Source organism: Pusillimonas sp., from assembly GCF_044464525.1.
In the GTDB taxonomy this organism is placed as follows: domain Bacteria; phylum Pseudomonadota; class Gammaproteobacteria; order Burkholderiales; family Burkholderiaceae_B; genus Pusillimonas.
This window is the reverse complement of sequence record NZ_JBIQLE010000011.1, coordinates 57,679-77,389: the sequence shown is the minus strand read 5'-3', so window position 1 is coordinate 77,389 and position 19,711 is coordinate 57,679. Positions and strand designations below refer to the sequence as shown.

At 58.4% G+C, this 19,711-nt stretch carries 18 protein-coding genes; 3 read left to right on the top strand and 15 right to left on the bottom strand.

The features are described 5' to 3' along the window. Positions 1 to 6: 6 nt before the first annotated feature. The 4 genes from ACIY1O_RS08245 to ACIY1O_RS08230 form a co-directional block, all read right to left on the bottom strand. Complete coding sequence (locus ACIY1O_RS08245; RefSeq protein WP_397474610.1) at positions 7 to 1,491, bottom strand: amidase; 1,485 nt, start codon at positions 1,489 to 1,491, stop codon at positions 7 to 9. Positions 1,492 to 1,510: 19 nt separating this feature from the next. Then, complete coding sequence (locus ACIY1O_RS08240) at positions 1,511 to 2,140, bottom strand: NIPSNAP family protein (protein WP_397474609.1); 630 nt, start codon at positions 2,138 to 2,140, stop codon at positions 1,511 to 1,513. A 59-nt stretch (positions 2,141 to 2,199) separates the two neighbouring features. After that, complete coding sequence (locus tag ACIY1O_RS08235) at positions 2,200 to 3,216, bottom strand: TAXI family TRAP transporter solute-binding subunit (protein WP_397474608.1); 1,017 nt, start codon at positions 3,214 to 3,216, stop codon at positions 2,200 to 2,202. A 62-nt stretch (positions 3,217 to 3,278) separates the two neighbouring features. After that, positions 3,279 to 5,198 carry a TRAP transporter permease gene (locus ACIY1O_RS08230; protein ID WP_397474607.1) on the bottom strand — a complete coding sequence of 640 codons (1,920 nt, stop codon included), beginning with the start codon at positions 5,196 to 5,198 and terminating at the stop codon, positions 3,279 to 3,281. A gap of 338 nt (positions 5,199 to 5,536) precedes the next feature. On the opposite strand from ACIY1O_RS08230, the gene ACIY1O_RS08225 reads away from it, so the two are divergent. Next, positions 5,537 to 6,691: a porin gene (locus tag ACIY1O_RS08225; RefSeq protein WP_397474606.1), complete on the top strand. Its 1,155-nt coding sequence runs from the start codon at positions 5,537 to 5,539 to the stop codon at positions 6,689 to 6,691. Between the two features lie 593 nt (positions 6,692 to 7,284). Here ACIY1O_RS08225 and ACIY1O_RS08220 read toward each other — a convergent pair. From ACIY1O_RS08220 to dinB, 5 genes are all read right to left on the bottom strand, one after another. Beyond that, a complete protein-coding gene (locus ACIY1O_RS08220) occupies positions 7,285 to 8,475 on the bottom strand; it encodes an acetylornithine transaminase (RefSeq protein ID WP_397474605.1) in 1,191 nt (396 codons plus the stop codon). A 93-nt stretch (positions 8,476 to 8,568) separates the two neighbouring features. Then, entirely contained in the window at positions 8,569 to 9,195 is a 627-nt protein-coding gene (locus ACIY1O_RS08215) for an N-carbamoylsarcosine amidohydrolase (protein ID WP_397474604.1), read from the bottom strand. A gap of 6 nt (positions 9,196 to 9,201) precedes the next feature. Next, positions 9,202 to 10,236, bottom strand: coding sequence for a 2,5-dihydroxypyridine 5,6-dioxygenase NicX family protein (locus tag ACIY1O_RS08210; protein WP_397474603.1), 1,035 nt, complete (start codon positions 10,234 to 10,236; stop codon positions 9,202 to 9,204). A gap of 34 nt (positions 10,237 to 10,270) precedes the next feature. Further along, a complete protein-coding gene (locus ACIY1O_RS08205; protein ID WP_397474602.1) occupies positions 10,271 to 11,104 on the bottom strand; it encodes an alpha/beta fold hydrolase in 834 nt (277 codons plus the stop codon). Between the two features lie 205 nt (positions 11,105 to 11,309). After that, positions 11,310 to 12,470, bottom strand: a complete 1,161-nt coding sequence (gene dinB, locus ACIY1O_RS08200; RefSeq protein WP_397474601.1) for a DNA polymerase IV — start codon at positions 12,468 to 12,470, stop codon at positions 11,310 to 11,312. A 178-nt stretch (positions 12,471 to 12,648) separates the two neighbouring features. Here dinB and ACIY1O_RS08195 point away from each other — a divergent pair, with 178 nt between their 5' ends. Further along, the gene (locus ACIY1O_RS08195) at positions 12,649 to 13,545 is read left to right on the top strand and encodes a gallate dioxygenase (RefSeq protein WP_397474600.1); all 897 of its coding nucleotides are present in this window, start codon (positions 12,649 to 12,651) and stop codon (positions 13,543 to 13,545) included. Positions 13,546 to 13,553: 8 nt separating this feature from the next. Further along, positions 13,554 to 13,913, top strand: coding sequence for a protocatechuate 3,4-dioxygenase (locus tag ACIY1O_RS08190; protein ID WP_397474599.1), 360 nt, complete (start codon positions 13,554 to 13,556; stop codon positions 13,911 to 13,913). A gap of 110 nt (positions 13,914 to 14,023) precedes the next feature. Here ACIY1O_RS08190 and ACIY1O_RS08185 read toward each other — a convergent pair whose 3' ends face one another. The 6 genes from ACIY1O_RS08185 to ACIY1O_RS08160 all read right to left on the bottom strand — a co-directional run bounded on the left by ACIY1O_RS08185 (position 14,024) and on the right by ACIY1O_RS08160 (position 19,674). Then, positions 14,024 to 15,157: an aminotransferase class V-fold PLP-dependent enzyme gene (locus ACIY1O_RS08185; RefSeq protein WP_397474598.1), complete on the bottom strand. Its 1,134-nt coding sequence runs from the start codon at positions 15,155 to 15,157 to the stop codon at positions 14,024 to 14,026. A gap of 272 nt (positions 15,158 to 15,429) precedes the next feature. Further along, positions 15,430 to 16,338, bottom strand: a complete 909-nt coding sequence (locus ACIY1O_RS08180; RefSeq protein WP_397474597.1) for a DUF1932 domain-containing protein — start codon at positions 16,336 to 16,338, stop codon at positions 15,430 to 15,432. Positions 16,339 to 16,404: 66 nt separating this feature from the next. Next, a complete protein-coding gene (locus ACIY1O_RS08175; RefSeq protein WP_397474596.1) occupies positions 16,405 to 17,127 on the bottom strand; it encodes an alpha/beta fold hydrolase in 723 nt (240 codons plus the stop codon). Then, positions 17,124 to 18,224 (bottom strand): 4-oxalomesaconate tautomerase, encoded by a 1,101-nt coding sequence (locus tag ACIY1O_RS08170; RefSeq protein ID WP_397474639.1) that lies wholly within the window; start codon positions 18,222 to 18,224, stop codon positions 17,124 to 17,126. Before ACIY1O_RS08170 ends, ACIY1O_RS08175 begins: the two co-directional genes overlap by 4 nt. Before the next feature lie 2 nt (positions 18,225 to 18,226). Continuing rightward, a complete protein-coding gene (locus tag ACIY1O_RS08165) occupies positions 18,227 to 18,928 on the bottom strand; it encodes a 4-carboxy-4-hydroxy-2-oxoadipate aldolase/oxaloacetate decarboxylase (protein WP_397474595.1) in 702 nt (233 codons plus the stop codon). Next, positions 18,925 to 19,674: a PIG-L deacetylase family protein gene (locus tag ACIY1O_RS08160; RefSeq protein ID WP_397474594.1), complete on the bottom strand. Its 750-nt coding sequence runs from the start codon at positions 19,672 to 19,674 to the stop codon at positions 18,925 to 18,927. The genes ACIY1O_RS08165 and ACIY1O_RS08160 overlap by 4 nt, the downstream gene beginning before the upstream one ends. Positions 19,675 to 19,711 lie beyond the last annotated feature (37 nt).

Here is a 19,711-nt window from a genome sequence, read left to right as displayed (position 1 = left end):
CATCGATCACGCGTTTCGAGAGACGCCTGATTGCGCATCTCGTAGGTTTGCAGGCGGCACCTGGCCCTGAATGGGATTCAAGGGCACCCTCTGACTGAGTCCGACCGATTCCTCGAACAGGGCAGCCGCTTGCAGCAGCTCGGTTTCGCCATGCATTTTTCCGATTAGCTGCAAGCCTATCGGCCGTGAAAACTCGTCGAGCCCGCATGGCAGGGCAATGGCCGGATTACTCATCAACGTCACCAACGAGTTAATCAAAGAGGCGGCGGTGTAATGCTCTACCGGCATGCCATCCACGTATTGGGGGTAGCGTAACGCCGCGTCAAACGGTGGCGTTGCCGCAGCCGGACTGATCAAAAGATCATAGGTCTCCATAAACTGCGTGATCCTTTGGTATAGCAACGCACGCTCACGTTCGGCCCAGGCCAGTTCAAGAACACTTTGCCCCTGGCCGCGTTCAATATTACGCAGCAAATCAGGCTTCACCTTGCCGGCTGGCTGCTTGAGCAGCCATTCACGTCCAACCAACATATGATGGGCCCGCAAAATCTGGAATACCTCGGCCGCATTACCGATATCTGGACAGTCCTCTACTACCTCTGCCCCCAAATCCTCAAACCGTCTTACCGCCCTTGCACAGATTTCCCGTGTTTCACGGTCGACTCTGACCTTGCCTCCAAAATCCGGGGTGAAAGCAATGCGCTTGGGCACTCGCGGTCGCTCCAACGCCTCGACAAAAGAAGTCGAAGGCGCAGGTCTTGCCAAGGGGTCATGAATGCACTCCCCGACCATCGCATCCAGGAACAAAGCTAAATCGGGTACGTTTCTTGCCATGGGCCCTTGCACCACCAAGGGGGACCAGAGATCCGAGCCCGCCCCCCGCGTTACCCGCCCGGGCGAGCAGCGGATACCTACTACGCCGCAATAACTGGCCGGCCTGCGCAGGCTTCCCCCATGGTCGGTTCCGTGCGCCAGCCAGACTTGGCCGCTTGCCAAGGCCGCCGCGCCGCCTCCGGTCGAGCCGCCGCAAGTGAGCGCGGTATTCCAAGGGTTGACTGTCCGTCCGAACACCTCGTTGAATGTCGTACCCCCCGCTCCGAATTCAGGCGTATTGGATTTTGCAATGACAATGCCGCCCTTGCCCTCGATTCTCTGCACAAGCGCATGAGATTGCTTTGGTACATGCGTTGCAAAAAGAGGGGATCCATACGTGGTACGAACGTCCTGTACATCCACAGTGTCCTTGATGGCGATCGGGATGCCCCATAGCCAACCGGCCTCGTGTTCGCGTCGCGCGTCTTTAGCCGCCATCAGACGTTTTGCGTGTTCTCTGGCTCGATCAAGACAAAGCGTCGGCAATGCATTTAAAACCGGATCAACCTCGGCAACCCGCTTTTCAACTGCATCAATCAAATCCAAAGGACTGATTTCCTTGCGCTTGAGCTTCTGGGCGACTTCGGTCGCCGTCAGGTAGATTAAACTGTTTGACATATAAAGTATTTTTCGGTGTTCAAGACAACGGTGAGAACGCCAGTGGAAGCAAAATTGAGCTTTCTTGGGTAATCAGCCCGGCCCTTGCATCCGGCGGCCAAACTCCCAGCCGCCGCGCCTCACTTCTGATTTCTTGACGTTGCATCAGATCGTCATAAGCCCAGATATGCACCCATTGATTCAAGCGTCCCGTGAGCGAGTGTCCGCACAAGATCAACGGCGACAACTTATTTCTCTGGGCGATTTTTTCTTCCCAACGGCTCGTGACCATGGACATGCAACCCGGCTCGTAGCTATAGATTCTTAGCTCGTAAACCGGGCCCTTGCGGCCAGGTTGAAGCGGTGGACTGAAGGATGCAAGCTGGATCAACATAGTGTCTCTGCTGAGTAGTAAGTCATCCAGATACGACGCATCTCCGGGCGTTTCGCCTGCTTCCGCTCTAACTTCATCGCGGTGCCCACTGTCTCGATATGACCATGCATGGACCACCTGATCGACCGTACCGAGCTCTGTTTGCCAGAAACCCACTAATGGCGACAAGCGGCACCGGTCATCAACGCGTGCCCTGACACGCTCTTCAAGCGCAGGCACCTGACGAGGCTTTACCAAATCTCTGCATAACTCGACAATCATTTCATACCGCTCCATGAACCTGCTCAAAAGAAAGGGGAAAGGCCGTCCTTGAATTCCGGCCTTGCCACCACCGCCTAGCTCGGCAGGTCTTTTAAAAGCACCTCTTGGATTTCATCCATTTCGGCGGTCCACACGCCTTTGTCTTTGTAGTACTCCACCGCGGCCGGGTGATAGGGAACCGTTGCTTGGGGCGTGACGAAACGGTCTTTGGTCCAAGTTGCCAGCAACCTGCTGGTGCTCGTCAATTCATCTTCATGCTCCCAGACCGCATCTATGAACTTCGTCACCAGCTCATCGCTCAAATCGAACCGCGACATTACCGTCATGTTGTAAGCAAGCACATTGATGTCTTCCTTTACACCAGCAGTCTCTCCCGCTTTCATCGGCATTGAGAACCACGCTTGGCTCACCGCCGTAGTCCGCTTCATGGCGTCGCCGGACGGGTCCACGCTAAGAAACCGCGCCCCCTTACTGGCGTCAAGCTCTTGCACGATGCCGCTACCTATGGAACCGATAGCCGCATCCGCCCTGCCTTCCAGCACCGCCCTCACGCCTTCTGGATAGCTGGACACGTTGACCACCCTTACGTCGTCTAAAGACAGGCCTGCATTCGCCAAGGCCGACTCGACACTGATGCTCGCGCCCTTATAGGCTCCATAGTTGGCAACGACGCGCTTGCCTTTCAAGTCTTCGATTTTCATGATTCCGGAGTCACTGGAGGTAATCAGCGCCACTCGAATCGGCGAGCCTTGCATTACCGTCCACATGGCGTACCCCTTGCCTTGATTCCCTTTATCGAAAGGCGCTTCGGCCGTCAGGGCGAACCTGGCTTCGATGGGATTGACAATGCCCAGGTCCACTTCGCCCGTCACGAACATCGGGATGAATACGGTGCCGCTTTGCGGCAGGATGTCTATCTTGGTGTCCGGGGAGTACTTGCTGACTATATTTGCCAGGCCCTGGGCTACGGGATAATAAATACTGCCTTGCGGATTGCCGCCCATCACAATGATTTGCGAGCTGGCAACCTGCGCAAATAGCAGCGCCCCCACTGCCGCGCCCGCTCGAAGTAGTTTTTTTAATTTCAACATCAAAGTCTCCTTTTCTATATAAACATGTGGCTATAAGCCTTTAGACAACACACCTCACCTGGCTAGCTTTTGACCGCGGACACGCCCCCCATGCACATGCCTGGACGCTGATAGGCATACAAGCCGATCAAGGCAAACCAGCCCAAAGCAGCAAGCCACCACGACGAAGCGCCCAACCACAACATGACGCCACCCAGCACAACCATCCCCGCCCGGGTCACAATGTCAAGTTTCTTCCGATAAAAGCCAACCAGGCCGGCTGACAAAAGGAATATGCCTGCCACCGCTGCGACCACGGCATTCCATATGCTTGCCGAGTCGCCCTGCAGCAAGAACGCCGGATTCATGACAAAAATGAACGGAATCACATAAGCCACAACCCCCAGGCGCATCGAGTACATGGCTGTGCTCCATACCGCGGATTTTGCCAATGACGCCGCGACGAATACGGAAAGGCACACAGGCGGGGTCAGGAAAGACAGCGTTCCAAAATAGAAGATGAAAAGATGCGTGCCGAGTTCATTCACACCTGCCTGTACCAGTGCCGGACCTATCGGTACGATCAAGATGATGTAGGCCGCTGTAACCGGGACACCCATTCCCAGCACGATGGACGCAATGGCGGCGAGCAGCAGCAGAATCGCTACGTTCCCACCCGACATGGTGATGAAGTTTTGTGCCAGGTTCGCGCCGAGGCCCGTCAGCCCCAATACACCGACGACAAGCCCCGCTGCGGCACACATCAGGGAAATAAAAACCACCATCTCACCTGCTGATATCAGCACACTGACGTACTTGCGCAACGAGACGCGTTTTTCGCGCCAGAACAGACTACATATCACCGTGACCGTTGTCGCGATAAACGCCGCAGCCTGGGCTGTCCATGACATTGAAAACAACACATAAACAAGCACCCCGAACGGTATCAACATGGGGAGCATCGCCAGGAAGGAGCTTTTCAACCTTGGCGCCTTGTCCATGTCCAGTGGCTTGAGATCCGCCTTGCCCGCCTCGAAATGCACCTGCATATATACGCACAGGAAGAACAGCAAGGCCGGTATCAGCGCGGCAAGCGCAACCTCGGAATAAGGCACACCTAGAAATTCGGCGATGATGAAAGCAGTCGCGCCCATGATAGGAGGAAGAATCAACCCGCCCGTTGATGAAACCGCCTCTACCGCTGCCGCTTTTTCCGCGCTGTAGCCTACCTTTTTCATCATTGGAATCGTGACGATGCCCGTGGTGGCAACGTTGGCCGAAGCGCTGCCCGACAATGAACCGAATAACGCGCTGGCCACTACGGAAACTTTTGCCGGCCCGCCTCGACGCTTGCCCATCAAGGCAAGCGAAAAGTTGGAGATGGCATCGCCCCCGCCCACCAGAAACAGCATTTGCCCGAACAGTACGAACGCCACAATGATCGTACCTGCCACCGCTAGGGGCATACCCAATACTGAGTCCTCGCCCAGAAAGGTGTAAACAAATAGCCTATCCCACCTGATCACCCGCGTTTCGAAAATGCCGCTCAGGTGATGTCCAAAATAAGCATAGGCCAGCGCCACGAGACAAACTCCAACCATGGACCAGCCCGCGTGCCGGCGAACTGCCTCAAGCAACAGCACAATTCCAACTACGCTGGCCAAGATCTTATCGTTCGTCAGCAAGCCAGTCTGGCCGACAATCAGGCTTTGGTAGCCAAAGAACATGTAGATCCCTACTGCCAAAGACGCCACGACAAAGGCGACGTCATACCATGGCACAACCGTCCTGAGCTTGTCACTGTTGCGCTGAGCTGATACCTTGATGAAGGTCAATGCCAAGCAAAGCGTCAGAAAAAACGCCAAGTACTGCTCTTTGTAAATGATGATTCCGAACTCGGGCAAAATGCCCAACGAATAGATCACCGCAGATAGAATAATCAGCAAAGCGATTGCGCTTGAGCTTAAGCTCCACCCCTTGGCCATTGCGTCACTACTCTCCATAGTCCCTCCTTTGTTCGCCATCGTGCTCTGACAGTTTTGTAATAGTTAGATTGTATTATTGTCTACAATCTACTTGCCTGCAATAGGGTCTAGGGTAAATACCAGCATTTCACTGCTTGAATTGCTCACGCCCCATAGCGCAATTCAACCATCCACACTCGTCTCCATAGAGCCAGTCCCTCAGGCCGCAGTCCTCCTCCCGCCCGCTTCCTTCAGTATTTACCCTAGCGCATATTGCAGGCAAGTAGATTGTAGACAATAATACGATCTCTTTATTACGTCAACAATCGTCAAGGCATGACAACAGTGCCATTGCTTTTCACTCACGGAGGAAATAAATGAGGTCGAAAATATTAACAATCGGGTTGGCCATAGCCTTCCCCCTTATGGCCGGGGCACAGAGCTCCACCAACGTCACGCTGTACGGCACCATTGACACAGGTGTCGAATATGTCAACAACATTGCCGACGGAACAGGCGGAGCAAACAGTTCAGTCCACTTCAACACCCTGACTTCTTCCGTACCGTCCAACTGGGGGCTACGGGGCACCGAAGACCTCGGAAACGGCCTAAGCGCAATTTTCACCCTGGAATCCGGCTTCACACCGGGTACCGGCGTGCAGGGGCAAGGCGGTCGTTTATTCGGTCGCCAAGCTTGGGCGGGATTGAAAGGCGACTGGGGCCAGATCGCCTTCGGTCGCCAATACAACATGCTGTTCTGGGGAACGCTGGGTGCCAATCTTTTGGGGCCGAACTCTCAGGGCCTGGGAGGGTTGGATAACTATATTCCCAACGCCCGCATGGATAACGCCATCACGTATCGCGGCAGCTTTGATGGCTTCAAACTCGGTGCAGCCTGGGCCCGCGGTCGCGACACCGTGAGTACAGGCGGCCCAGCAGCGCGGGGGTGTGGCGTTGACTATACCGACTCTTCGGCCTGCCAAGCCTATTCTTTCATGATGGGCTATGACTCCGCCAACTGGGGAGTCGCCAGTGCCTACGACGTCATCCAAGGCGGCGACACCTCTTGGCCGGGCAGCGGCTTGTCTAACCCGGATCATAAAGACATACGCTGGACCATAAATGGTTATGTCAAGTTCGACGCACTCAAAATCGGGGCGCTCTATCTGAATCGCAAAAATGAAGGCGGAATCCTGAGCAACCCCGTACCCGGTGCAGGGTCGCGGACCTTGGGTAACCGCAGCGACCTTTGGTCGCTCAGTGCCACCTACCAATTTACGCCCGCCTTCGCGCTGGACGGCGCAGTCAATCACCTTAACTACAAAAATGCGTCCGACAGCTCCAAAACCTGGCAATATGTCGCGCGCGTACGCTATGCACTTTCCAAGCGAACCACTACATACTTATCAACGGCTTATGTCCGCAACAAGGGCGACGCCAATGTATCCGCAAGCAGCGGCTCTCAAGGCGCGAGTCCCGACTTCGGCGCTAGCCAAACGGCCGTCATGGTAGGCTTGCGGCACAGCTTTTAACAGTTCTTGGCGGTATCGTCATCCGTCGCGTCACGGCAAGCTCTAATCATGGCAGCTTGCCAGTGTGATGGATAGCCCGGACGACGCAGCTACTTATTCTACAACGTTGATTTTGAAGCCCACTTGAAATAAGTGGGCTTTTTTTCCTCATTCTTCGAGTTCTTGCTCCGGCAGACCCCAAGCAGTTATGCCACAATAAGACACCTCGATCCATCTCAACGATATCCACGGCCTATGGGCCACAGTACCGTCCTCCATGCGGCGATGCCCAAAAGAACGCCCACCCGCAATCGGAGCAATTCCTGTTGTTCGCTTAAGGTTCACCCAGGTCACCTTGCCGCGGGGCCGGGTAGGCGCCGCCCACATCCGTGGACTGCGCCTTGAGAAACTCACCCACCTGCTGCAAACACCTGCACTCGATCTTCCGCTTGCCGACCTGGCGTTCCAATGAGGCCTGCACGACCCTATAAACTAAACCTATGTAGGCTTTACGCCTGTTTCGATTGTCGCCGTCGGAATTTCGTTACCTGGGCTGCTAGGGCCTATCAGCAAAAAAGAAAACTGCCAGACAGACCTACGCCTCAGCGGCGCACTTAACCACGCACCTGCGCAATCACCTCGTCCAGCCAAACCAGCATCAGATCAATTTCATCCGCCGTGATATTAAGCGCCGGCATGAAACGCAGCAGGTCGGCTCGCGGCGAATTAAGCAGCATGCCTTCGGGCGAGCGGTTACGGGCCGCCTCTACAATAGCGGCCCCATCCGGGCGATCCATCAACAGCGCGCGAAGCATGCCTTGGCCGCGCTCGCCCTTCATACCCCATTTGGTAGACAGCGCCAGCAAGCCAGTGGAAAGCTGTTGCGCACGCTCGTTGACGGAATCAAGAAAGCCAGGCGCATTGATAGTGTCGAACACCGCAATGCCCGCCGCCGTCATGAGTGGGTTCCCGTTATAAGTGCCACCCTGATCGCCGTGCTCGAACACGCAAACTTCTTCACGGGCGCACAGAGCCGCCAGCGGCACGCCGCCGCCTATGCCCTTGGCCAGCGTCATGATGTCGGGCGTAATGCCGGAATGCTGATAGCCAAACATTTTTCCAGTACGGCCCATACCAGTCTGCACCTCGTCCACCATCAACAGCATGCCATGCTCATCGGCCAATTCACGCAGAGCCTGCATGAACCCCGCCGAAGCCGGCAGCACGCCCGCCTCGCCCTGGACAGGCTCAAGCATGATCGCAACAGTCTGGTCATCGATCAGCGCCTGGACGGACGCCAGATCGTTCAGGCGGGCTTTTGGGAAGCCGTCGACCTGAGGCGCGAACAAAGTGTCCCACCCTGGTTTTCCGGATGCTGACATAGTGGCCAAGGTGCGGCCATGAAAGCTGTTTTCAAACGTGATGATCTTGTATGCGCCGTTACGCCTGACCCGGCCCCATTTGCGGGCCAGCTTGATGGCGCCTTCATTGGCTTCGGCGCCGCTGTTGGCGAAAAAGACCCGGTCGAAGCACGAAGCACCCACCAGGCGCTTGGCCAAATCCATCGATGGTTGGTTATAGAACGCCGGGGAAGGGTTGATCAGTGTCTTGGCTTGGGCGGTGATGGCCTCGACAAGCGCCGCCGGGCAATGTCCTAGTGACGTAACCGCCCAACCCTGTACCAGATCGAGATAGCGCTTACCCGTATGATCTTCCAGCCAAGAGCCTTCTCCTCGCACAAACACAAGTTCCGGACGAGCCGTAATATCCATAAGCGCGTCGACGCCCGACCGATCGAATTTCATGTTTGCTCCGAAGGTGCCCCGCCTCCAGAACGGAGAACGGCAATTAAAGGCCGATTTTAGCCCAACGCCATACGCGGAAGCACGCCGGCGGTTCTATTCGATTTGGGCCAATGCCGCCAACGCCTCGTCACGCGTCATTACGGTGGCGTACTTCTGTTGCATGTCGAACAGGTTGGCGTCGTGCGGCCCTATGGCGCGGTCGCCCACGCAGTCGGACACCACCAGCGGCCGAAAGCCGAACTGCATGGCGTCGACCACGCTGGCGCGCACGCAGCCGCTGGTAACCGCCCCTGCCACCACCAGAGTCTGGACACCGCGCTGCGCCAGCCATGCCGCCAGCGAAGTGCCAAAAAAGGCCGAGGGCACAGTCTTGCGAACCACCAGCTCGCCTGAAGCCGGGGCAAGCTCGGGCACGATGGCGCTGTTGCGGTCGCGCTCTTTGAGGCCCAGCATGCTGGGAACCTTGAGGCTGAAAATATTGTTATCCGAGCCGTCGTCGGCAAAGACAATGCGCGTATGAGCCACCACCCAGCCGCGCTTGCGTGCCTCAGCCAAAAGCGGAACGGTATTGGCAATCGCCTGCGGGATATTCCCGCCACCGAATACCTTGGGGTCGGCAAAGCCATTGACCAGGTCGATGATCAGTAAACCAACCGGAGCCTTCAGTTCGAGCTGAGCGCCAAAGCCCTGGCGCGAATACGTCTGCACATCGTTGCTCATTGCAATCTAATCCTCTATTACCTGCCCGTAACGCACCACATCAGCACCGTCCAGCCGTACCGTGCAATTGCGCAACGGAATATCAATATGGCAGGCTGTTGTGCGATTACCGCCTGCCTCGTTGTTGGGCCCCAAAGAAAACAGGAAATTCCCTTCGTAGGCGCGCGCATCCATGCCGATGGTCTGCTCGCGATCGTATAGACCCAGGGTCGACCAGTGACAGCGCGGCTGCAAGCCCCAGCCGATATGCGAGATCGCGTAACCCTCCGGGTCGTTGAACGAGGCCATGTAATCGCGCAGCAGCTCGGCGTCGACACCGCCCTCGATCTTGACTGCATAGCCGTTCTCGACCGTCAGCACAATCTTGTCGGAGGTATAGCTTTTTTGCGGCAATAGAATATCGCCCTTGTCGATGACAATGACACCGTTGCTGCCGCCTTCGCGGGGGAAGGTGAAGCAAAAGCCGCTGGGCCAGTGATCCCAACGCCCGGGCTCGTCGACGTAACCATATTCGCTGATAACCGGAAACTCGCCCAACGCGAAACGAATATCGGTGCCCGCGTCGGACACTACCGTCATCTCTTTGGCCCGGCCCAGGCGGTCGCTGTGCGCCTTGACGCGAGTGCGATCCTGTTCGGTGGGTACCGTACGCACCAACACCTCGGGCGGCTCGACGGCAAGCAGTATCTTGGTACCACTTTTAAGAATGTCGATTTGCTCTGGTGAGAACAGCAGCGTCATCAGGTCAAGCACCAGGTCGCTGGCCTTCAGCGTGGCGATAGCCGCCGTGTTGCCGGTAAGCGGGGTGGTGCCCAAATAGGCCAGCGGATCGCGGCTAAGGGATTTTTCGGCATTGACCGGGGGAAGGTCCAGGCGGTTCACGATGGCGCCCATGGACTGCGCCGCAATGCCGGCCATGGCCAGGGTTTGTGGATGAGTCGAGGCGCTGGTCAGTATCGTCACGGTCTGGCCCGGCTCGAGCCGGGAAAGCTTCAATACCTGCTGCCAGGCCTGAAGCAATTGGTAGTCGCTTACAGCCATGGGTTTCTCCTTGGTAAGCTAAAGAATGTACGCCTTAAGCCCGAGGTGCAAGCCGCGCGCCCAGGAAACTGCCGAACGCTTCGTAGAAGCCCTCTTCGTTGTCCCAGGGGATCATATGGCCCGCACCGCCAACTCGAATATGTTTGATGGAAGACAACAAGCCGCGGATCTCTTCGACGTCTTCATCGCGCACGACATCACCGCGCTCCGCCGTCATCAACAATACCGGCACCTTGATTTCAGGAAAATCCGGATGAATGTCGTCGGTATGGAACCCTTCGAAACTGTCGATGATGGCGCGTTCGTCGCAGGTGTGCAGCCATTCGGCTCGCAGCGCAAGCTGCTCGTCGGTCCAGGTGGGACAAAATTCACGCATGGCCTCGGCATCGCAGCCCTGTCGCGCAAGAGCCATCGAGTCGACATACCACGGCAGCTTGGAAGGATAGGCGCGGCGGCCCGGACCCGACACCGGCGGATCGACCAGCACCATGCGGGTCAAGCCCTTCGGCTGGCTGCGGGCGGCCCGCAGTGCAATGCGGCCTCCCATAGAATGGCCCACCAGTGCATAGCGCTCAAGGCCCAGCGCCTGGGCAAAAGCAGCCACGTCGGCCGCCTGTGCATCCAGACTGTAGTCCAGCGCCTCGGATGCCTCGGACAGCCCACGCCCCCGCACATCCAGCACATAGGTGTCAAAATGAGTGCCGAAACGCTCGCCGACGAAGCCCCATGTGATGGCCGGGCTGGTAATGCCCGGGATGATGATTACTGCGTCGCGGCCGGCGCGCTCGCCTTTCTGGCCGCCATAGCGCAAATAGTGTTGCCGTATGCCATTGGCATGCACATTGGCACCATAAAGAAGGGTACTCATTTCGTATTTCTCCAACCAACTAAAAAAAATAAGCGAAACATGAACAGCCGCGTCTGCAAAGTTTCCACAGGCCGGCGCAGGCTAAGCTAAAGCGTAGCAGAGAAGCCGCCTTGCATGTAGTGGTCGCTCGATTAATTTAACATCGCACCACGGTACGCATGGCCGTGCGCGCAGAATGAAAAGCCAAAATGCGCAACGGCCCCGCTTAATCCAGTAAGTTCAGTTGCCTGTCCAGCTCAGGCCCGTTGGGAGCTTTCCGAAGGCCGCTGACCCGCACACCCAGCAATCGTATCCGGCTTTCGAAAGTGATTCGCTTCAGGCATTGGCCCGCAGCACCACGTATTGCCTGCGCATCAGCCATGTCGGAAGGCAAGGTCAGGTCGCGGGTGACGGTACGAAAATCATCGAAGCGCAGCTTGATGCCCACTGTACGCCCTACCACTCGCTTGCGCTTCAAGTCGCTTTCCAGCTGTTCACACAAGCCTGTCAAGACCTGAGACAGCCGGGCCCGATCCTGCACGACGTGCAGATCGCGCTCGAAAGTGGTTTCGCGGCTGATCGACTTAGGTTCCGAATATGTCACTACCGGCCGCTCGTCGTGGCCATTGGAAACCCGCAGCAGCCAGCGCGCATATCTCAGGCCGAAATGCTCTTGCAGCATCGCCGGGCTGGCTTGCGCCAGTTGCCCCACCGTTTCTATTCCCAGCGACGTGAGCTTGCGCGCCGACTTCGGCCCAATGCCGTTTATCTTCGACGCCGGCAAGGGCCAGATCCGTTTCGGAACGTCGTCCATGCCCAAAAGCGTCAGGCCGTCCGGCTTATCCAGATCGGAACCAATCTTGGCCAGCAACTTGTTGGGTGCGATGGCAATCGAACATGACAGCCCCGTCGCCTCGCGTACGGCCTCCTTGATGCGGCGGCCCAGGGGCTCATCCGCTTCGTCATGCTCGGTCAGGTCGATGTAGATTTCATCTATACCGCGATCTTCAATACACGGAGTGACCGAAGCCACCGCTTCCTTGAAGCGCCGCGAGTAGTCTCGATAGGTGGCAAAGTTGCTGGGCAGCAGAATGGCCTCGGGGGCCAGCTTTGCCGCCTTCATCATGCCCATGGCCGAAAAGACGCCGAACTTGCGCGCTTCGTACGTGGATGTGGTGATGACGCCTCGTCCGACATAATCACCCAGACGGGCAAAGCGATGGGTGCCGTCCTTAAGTTGCAAGGGCGGATCGCCACGCCCTCCGATAACGACGGGGCGCCCCCGCAGCTCGGGGTAACGCAGCAACTCGACCGAGGCGAAAAACGCATCCATGTCCAGGTGTGCGACACGGCGCGGCATCGAAGGCTTGTGTTCAGGTAGTTCCATGGGCGGCCAACCAGCGTTGCGACCTCGCAGCGCCACTGGCGACAAGTTTAATGGATTCCACCGTCGGTGCTCGGCCCGCACCGTTAGGGCCTGGTCAGGAAACAAAAAGTATAATGTCCCCACCGGCGCCAAAGCGCTCGGGGCATTCGGTCGTCCAACTCGTTCAAGGATACACAGCATGGCCAAGATCATCGGCTGCATCGGCACTTCGCACGTTCCCACCATCGGCGTCGCTTACGATAAAGGTCGCCAGACCGATCCCGCCTGGGCCCCACTGTTTGACGGCTACAAACCGGTCGCACAGTGGCTTGCCGAGAAAAAACCCGATGCGCTGGTCTTCTTCTACAACGACCACGCCACCACTTTTTTCTTCGACATGTATCCCACCTTCGCGCTAGGCGTGGGTGATCGCTTTCCGGTCGCCGACGAAGGCGCCGGCCTTCGTCCCCTGCCTCACATCAAGGGCAACGTCGACCTGCAATGCCATATCGCCGAGTCTTTGGTCAACGACGAATTCGACCTGACCATCTTCCAGGAAAAGCCCATCGATCACGGTTGCGCGTCGCCCTTGCCGCTGCTTTGGCCCCACGACCCTGATTGGCCGGGCGCCTTGGTGCCCATCGCCATCAACGTGCTGCAATATCCGCTACCCACCGGCAGACGCTGCTACAAGCTGGGCCAGGCCGTGCGTCGAGCGGTTGAATCCTACCCCGAAGACCTAAAAGTGGTCATCGTGGGCACGGGCGGCCTTTCGCATCAAATTCACGGCGAGCGCACCGGTTTCAATAATGAAGAATGGGACCACGAGTTTCTGCGCCTTCTGCAGTTCGAGCCCGAGAAGCTCCTGGACATGACTCATGCCGATTTCGTGCGGCTGGGCGGCGCCGAAAGCGTCGAGCAGATCATGTGGCTGGCCATGCGCGGCGCCATGCCAGAAAAAATCCGCAGGCTGCATCTTAACTACTACCTGGCCACCACCACCGCCATGACCCTCGCACTCTACGAAGAAGGCGAAGAGCCGGCGGGGCAGGCCACCGCGGCTGCCGCTCAAACCTTCGACAACGTATCCGCGTAGGCACAACCATGAACCCACAACTCAAAGGCATCGAAGACATCGAAGGCACGTACGCATTCGATATCCGAACCAGCAATAAGGCCCTTAGGCTCAACCGCTTTTTCTGGAACATGATCCGCGCCGAATGGCGTGATCGCTACAAAGCCGACCCCGAAGCCCTTATGGAAGAAGCCGGCCTAAACGACACTGAGAAAGAGCTGGTGCGCAACGAAGACTGGCTCGGCCTTGTCCAATACGGCGCGTGCTTCTTTGTCGTCGAAAAATTTGCTCGTGTGGTGCGCAAGACCAACCTCGAGGTCTACGCCCTGATGCGCGGCGAAACCTTCGAAGAGTTCATGCAAACCCGGCGCGTGCCAGAGTCACGCTGAAGCCCGGGGCGCGCCCGCCTGCGCAAATAGAAATTCGCGCGCAGGCGGGCGGTTATTTTGCTATGGATTGCATGATGCGCCGCCGTTGAGGCTGCCCGGCGCTTTTTTTATTACGCCGGCAAAATCTGGTCCAGCGCCTTCTTCAGACGTTCGACGCTGCTGCCAACGTCGCGCAGTTTATCAAGGCCGAATAGGCCCAGACGAAAGGTCTTGAAGCCTTCAGGCTCGTCACATTGCAAAGGTACGCCGGCTGCGGCCTGGATGCCGGCCTGCGCAAACTTGCTGGTCGAATGAATGCCGTCATCGCTGGTGTAGCTCACTACCACGCCGGGCGCTTCGAAGCCAGGCGCGGCAACACTTTTGAAACCCTTCTCGCGCAGCAGCGCACGCACCCGCGTTCCCAGCTCGAACTGGGCCTTGCGCAGCGCTTCAAACCCAACCGACTCGGCTTCGACCATCGCATCGCGCAACACGGTAAGCGAATCGGTAGGCATGGTGGCATGGTAGCCGTGGCCGCCCTGTTCGTAGGCGCGCATGATGCCCAGCCATTTGCGAAGATCGCAGGCAAAGCTTGTGCTGGCGGTGTGCTCAATCTGTTCAAGCGCTTTGGCCGACAGCATGACCAAACCGCAACAAGCCGACCCGGTCCAGCCTTTTTGCGGCGCACTGATCAAAATGTCGACACCGGTGTCGCGCATGTCGACCCAGATGGTGCCCGAGGCGATGCAGTCGAGCACAAACAAGGCGCCGACCGAATGGGCGGCCTCGGAAACACGACGCAGGTAATCGTCGGGCAGCAAGATGCCCGAGGCCGTTTCGACGTGGGCGGCAAAGACCAGGTCAGGCTTGTCGCGCTTGATGGCCTCGACCACCTCGTCGATGGGCGGCGGGGCAAATGCAGCTTCGGGGCCAGCCTCTACAGGGCGGGCTTTCAACACGATTTCTTGCGAGGGAATGGAGCCGGCCTGAAAGATTTGCGTCCAGCGATAGCTGAACCAGCCATTGCGTATTACCAGGCAGCGCTTGTCGGTGGCAAACTGCCTGGCCACGGCTTCCATACCGAACGTTCCGCTGCCAGGCACAACAATGGCGGCATCAGCACCGTACACCGTCTTCAGCGTGCGGGAGATGTCGTTCATGACGTCCTGAAAAGCGGACGACATATGATTGAGAGCACGATCGGTATATACGACGGAGTATTCGAGAAGCCCGTCGGGGTCGACGTCGGGTAGCAGGCCAGACATAAGTCTCTCCAGAATGTTGGGGGCGTTAAGGCGCTTTCTTGGTTCGGATTACTTTATTACTTATTGCGTTGTTTTTGGGTTCTTCAGCTTGGCAAGGGGCGGCTGGCTAATTTACAGGTCGCCCCTTACCCTGGCATGGCGACACATCGAAGGTCTGAGATCGGGGGCCGGTCGCGATGCGCCGGACCGATTGTTCATTGTAGGGGCATGTGCCGGTAAACGGTACAGCGAGGCGACGGCAAGGCGGTTATTCGTCTTAACCTTTTCTTCTTCTATCCCTTTTTCAGCTGGTCTGCGAAGTTTTGCCAGACGAAATCATTCTCTGTGTCGTAGGCCATGCCTTGTGCCTCCATCGCGTCGACCAGCGCGTCCTGGGTTTGGGCTGTGGCTTGCGCCATCAAGGGAATGACGCCAACGTCTTGAAGGGTTTCCATTACCTCGCGCATTTCTGCGGCGCGGCGACGGCCGTGTTCGGCGACGCGGCTTATTAGATAATGGGGCAACTGGTCGGTCCACCCCATGCCGGGAAACGTTTCATTCAGCGAGGCCAGCACCGCGTCTTCGGCGCCATAGCGCCGCGCAGCTGTCATGCATTCCACAGTAAGCGCCTCAAGCCCCTTGATCATCACGCTGCGACACATCTTGATGGCAGATGCCACGCCCACCTGGGTGGACACTGCCTTGGTGCGCAGGCCCAACTTGTTAAGACTGTCGGAAAGGGCGCTTGCATGGCCGCCGCCCAGCAGCATGGGCACCTTCAGGCCATATGGCGGCACGGGCGCCATGACGGCCGACTCCACATAGAAACCGCCCGCGGCTTCAATGGCGTCATGGTCGGCATGCTTGGTGGCGGGCGACACAGAGTTGATGTCCAGGAAATACTGGCCGGCGCTCATGCATTTGGCCGCATCGACAGCGGCCTGGGCCGCCGAACTGGCCGTGACGGCCGAAATCAGAAGGTCAGCCCCCGACACAGCCGCTTCAAGGCCGGCATGAAGCATCACCCCGGCCTGCTGCGCCCGTGCTTCGAGCGACGGCCTTTGGTCCGGGTCGTGCACTTTGATATCGTAGGCGGCGACTTTAACGCCGGCTTCGGCCAAGCCTTGGCCGAGCAGAAAGCCCGCCTCGCCAAAGCCGATCAGGGCGATGGAATTCAATGTGGGTGCAAGTACGTCATTCATGATGTTCTCTGTGTAAGGCAAACGGGGGCTTTTCAAGGCCGCTTTCAACTTTCAAGGCAGCTATCTTTATTGGCGGAGCCATTCGGCCAGCACGGCCGTGACGGCGTCGGGCTGCTCCATGGTCGACATGTGGCCGCTATGTTCAATGGCCACCAAAGTTGCATGTGGCGCCGGGACCATGTCTCTAATTATCTCGTGGCGTTCGTAGGGGCTCCAGGCATCTTGGCGCCCGCAAATCAGATAAGTGGGGCAGGCCAGCGAACGCAATACCGGGCCCGCGTCGGGCCGGCCCAGCAATGCCTTTATCTGGGCATGAAATTGCTCTACGCTACGCCGCTCGATCATGGCCAGAATCTCGTCGAACACCGGGGTATTCAAGTGATCGGGATGAACCATGCCCGGCGCCCAACGCGTCTTGCCCATTTCTCGCATGCCATTACTGCGGGCGTAGTCAAGCAATTCCATTCGCCTGGCCTTTTCCTTCTCGCCCGCCGGGCCCGGCTCCAGCGCCTCGTAGCCGGTATCCAGCAGGGCCAGGCGGCGCACACGTTGCGGCGCTTGACGCATGACCTCAAGCGCAACGCGGCCACCCATGGAGTGGCCGGCCATTGAAAACGTGTCGTAAGGCGAGTCTTTCAGCACCTTTGCCGCCATGGCCGGCACGGAATCCAGATCGTGGTATTCGGCCACGAAAGATTCGGCCCGCGCAGCCAGCCCGTTTTGCTGATGCTTCCATACCGCCGCGTCGCACATCAGGCCCGGAAGAAAAAGAACCTGTTCGAGCGTCATGCGTCTTTCCGGTTGTTATTCCAGACACGGGCGGGAATATGAACTTGGCCGTCGAACAACCAGCGCGCCGTTCGTATCAGGGCGGCACTGGCGATGGTTATTGCATCCGCCTCGCGGATCAAATGCATTTGCGTGCTTAGCTCGCCGGTAGGATGCTCGATGCCGAGAACCGGGTTGTCTCCGGGCGGCACTTGCGCCAAGCCGTCACACACGCTGCCTGGCAAGACCGCTGCCGAAGCAGCGCTGACCGCCCCCAGCACGCCGATGGAAGCATGGCATCGATGGGGAATGAAGCTGCGTGTATTCAAGGCGCCACCCTCTCGTGGCGCGGACACCAGGCACATCTTGGGCACGGTTCGCTGCGCGACGTCGCCCAGGTTCATCATGGGCCCGGCCTTGAGGCGTATTGCCTCGACCCGCGCCTTGAGCTGTTCGTCGGCGTCGAGCTCGGCCCTGGTTTCATAGCCGGTGCGGCCGAAGTCTTGCGCACGCAGCACCACCGTGGGCATGCCATTGTCGATAAGCGTCGCCTCTACGCCGTCGATGACGTCGCGCACGTTACCCGTGGGCAGCAGGGCGCCGCAAGACGAACCCGCCGTATCCTTGAACTCGAGCGGAATGGCCGCCGCCGTGCCGGGCACGCCGTCGATGCGCTGGTCGCCGTCGTACTGCACATGGCCGTCAGGCGTGGCGACGGTGGCGATAGCCACCTGGCCCGTGTTGACCATGTGTATCGCAACGCGGGTGGTATCACCCTGGACATTGACCATGCCGCGCTCGATGGCAAACGGCCCCACACCGGCCAGCATGTTGCCGCAGTTCTGCCCATAATCCACCCGCGCTTCGTTGACAAGCACCTGGGCGAAAAGATAATCAACGTCGGCGCCCTTTCGGCTGGCCGGCGAAACAATGGCGACCTTGCTTGTGAGGGAGTCTGCGCCGCCGATGCCGTCGATCTGCCTTGAATCGGGCGAGCCCATTACCGACAGCAACACCTGATCGCGCAACGCGGGATCGGCCGGCAGATCGGACTCCAGGAAATACGCCCCTTTGGATGTGCCGCCGCGCATTTGCACGCAGGGAATACGGGTTTGCATCATCAACCTCGCAAATCTTGAAGCGAATCGACGTAACGCAGGCCCTTTTCTGCGAGCTTTTCGCGCATCTTGTAATAGTCGAGCCCTAAAATTCCCTTCGCCAGCGCCTCGCGCGTTTTCGCTTCTTTTTCAAGCCGGGCCTGAGACGCGCGCGCCACCTGGGCCACGTTGGCCACCGGCACAACAACCACGCCGTCGTCGTCGGCCACGATTACATCGCCGGGGTTGATGATCTGCTGGGCGCAAACCACGGGAACGTTCACCGAGCCCAGCGTTTCTTTCACCGTGCCTTGCGCCGACACCGCCCTGGACCACACGGGAAAACCCATTTTCTTGAGGTCTCTGACGTCGCGGCAGCCGGCGTCGATAATCAGGCCTCGAACGCCGCGAACCGCAAGCGAGGTGGCCAATAGCTCGCCGAAATAGCCGTCCAGGCATTCGGAGGTGGGCGCCACCACCAATACATCACCTTCGCGGCACTGCTCGACAGCCACGTGAAGCATCCAGTTGTCGGACGGCGCCACCAACACAGTAACAGCCGACCCGGCAATGGCCGCGCCCTCCCAAATGGGGCGCATATACGGCGCCAGCAAGCCAAGGCGGCTTTGCGCCTCGTGCACGGTGGCGACGCCCGCGGCCCTCAGGATTTCGATGTCGGCGGCATCGGCGCGGGGAATGTTTTGCACCACTACGCCGCGGATCATGACAGGTCTCCCACCACGGCGGGGGTAAGCCGCATATAGCCTTCGGCATATTCGATGTTGCGGCTGGCGGTAATGCCTATATTGCGCTTGGCTTGCACACCACGCTGCTGCGCGACGCGGGTGTAGTACGCCCAGAGATGTTCCTGGCCCGCCATGCACTCAATGGCCTGGCGCTTTATGTCCCACACATCGGTGATGTCCAGGAAGGTGTTGGGCACCCACTCGCACTGCTCGGTCTGGTGCGGTTCGAAAGCGTACACGGGCGGCGCGCCCACCACTTTCTGGCCGGGGTTGTGGCCTTCGGCCTGGGCGATGATACGAGCCTCTTGAGCCACGTGCATCGCCAGCGGATGGTCGAAGTTGTATGGATCTTTGACGGAATGGCTAAGCACAAAGGCGGGTTGCACGTCTCGGTACACGTCGACCAGGCGAAACAGCGCCTCGTCGCTTATGCGCATGGGATAGTCGCCCAGGTCGAAAAACTCGATCTCGGCGCCGAGCACGTCGGCGGCCTTCTGCGCCTCTTCGCGCCGTGCCTCTTTGACCTTTTCAAGGGTCATGTCGCTGCCCTTGCGCCATAGTTTGGCCGATTCGCCCCGCTCGCCGAACGACAGGCACACGACTTTCATGCGATAGCCCTGACGTACATGGCTGGCAATGGCTCCGGCCGAGCGCCAGACAAAATCGGCCGAGTGCGCGCTGATGACCAGGCCCGCGCGTAGGGTGGATGCGTTACTTGCGTTCATGGGGGTTCCTGTATGAATGAAATAAGCTGTTGAGACC

Excerpts from the sequence above, each read along its gene's own strand:
- ACIY1O_RS08185 (WP_397474598.1), bottom strand. The coding sequence starts at position 15,157 with ATGTCTGGCCTGCTACCCGACGTCGACCCCGACGGGCTTCTCGAATAC.
- ACIY1O_RS08205 (WP_397474602.1), bottom strand. The coding sequence starts at position 11,104 with ATGAGTACCCTTCTTTATGGTGCCAATGTGCATGCCAATGGCATACGG.
- dinB (WP_397474601.1), bottom strand. The coding sequence starts at position 12,470 with ATGGAACTACCTGAACACAAGCCTTCGATGCCGCGCCGTGTCGCACAC.
- ACIY1O_RS08190 (WP_397474599.1), top strand. The coding sequence starts at position 13,554 with ATGAACCCACAACTCAAAGGCATCGAAGACATCGAAGGCACGTACGCA.
- ACIY1O_RS08175 (WP_397474596.1), bottom strand. The coding sequence starts at position 17,127 with ATGACGCTCGAACAGGTTCTTTTTCTTCCGGGCCTGATGTGCGACGCG.
- ACIY1O_RS08225 (WP_397474606.1), top strand. The coding sequence starts at position 5,537 with ATGAGGTCGAAAATATTAACAATCGGGTTGGCCATAGCCTTCCCCCTT.
- ACIY1O_RS08170 (WP_397474639.1), bottom strand. The coding sequence starts at position 18,224 with ATGCAAACCCGTATTCCCTGCGTGCAAATGCGCGGCGGCACATCCAAA.
- ACIY1O_RS08230 (WP_397474607.1), bottom strand. The coding sequence starts at position 5,198 with ATGGAGAGTAGTGACGCAATGGCCAAGGGGTGGAGCTTAAGCTCAAGC.
- ACIY1O_RS08215 (WP_397474604.1), bottom strand. The coding sequence starts at position 9,195 with ATGAGCAACGATGTGCAGACGTATTCGCGCCAGGGCTTTGGCGCTCAG.
- ACIY1O_RS08160 (WP_397474594.1), bottom strand. The coding sequence starts at position 19,674 with ATGAACGCAAGTAACGCATCCACCCTACGCGCGGGCCTGGTCATCAGC.
- ACIY1O_RS08165 (WP_397474595.1), bottom strand. The coding sequence starts at position 18,928 with ATGATCCGCGGCGTAGTGGTGCAAAACATTCCCCGCGCCGATGCCGCC.
- ACIY1O_RS08245 (WP_397474610.1), bottom strand. The coding sequence starts at position 1,491 with ATGTCAAACAGTTTAATCTACCTGACGGCGACCGAAGTCGCCCAGAAG.
- ACIY1O_RS08210 (WP_397474603.1), bottom strand. The coding sequence starts at position 10,236 with ATGGCTGTAAGCGACTACCAATTGCTTCAGGCCTGGCAGCAGGTATTG.
- ACIY1O_RS08235 (WP_397474608.1), bottom strand. The coding sequence starts at position 3,216 with ATGTTGAAATTAAAAAAACTACTTCGAGCGGGCGCGGCAGTGGGGGCG.
- ACIY1O_RS08180 (WP_397474597.1), bottom strand. The coding sequence starts at position 16,338 with ATGAATGACGTACTTGCACCCACATTGAATTCCATCGCCCTGATCGGC.
- ACIY1O_RS08220 (WP_397474605.1), bottom strand. The coding sequence starts at position 8,475 with ATGAAATTCGATCGGTCGGGCGTCGACGCGCTTATGGATATTACGGCT.
- ACIY1O_RS08240 (WP_397474609.1), bottom strand. The coding sequence starts at position 2,140 with ATGGAGCGGTATGAAATGATTGTCGAGTTATGCAGAGATTTGGTAAAG.
- ACIY1O_RS08195 (WP_397474600.1), top strand. The coding sequence starts at position 12,649 with ATGGCCAAGATCATCGGCTGCATCGGCACTTCGCACGTTCCCACCATC.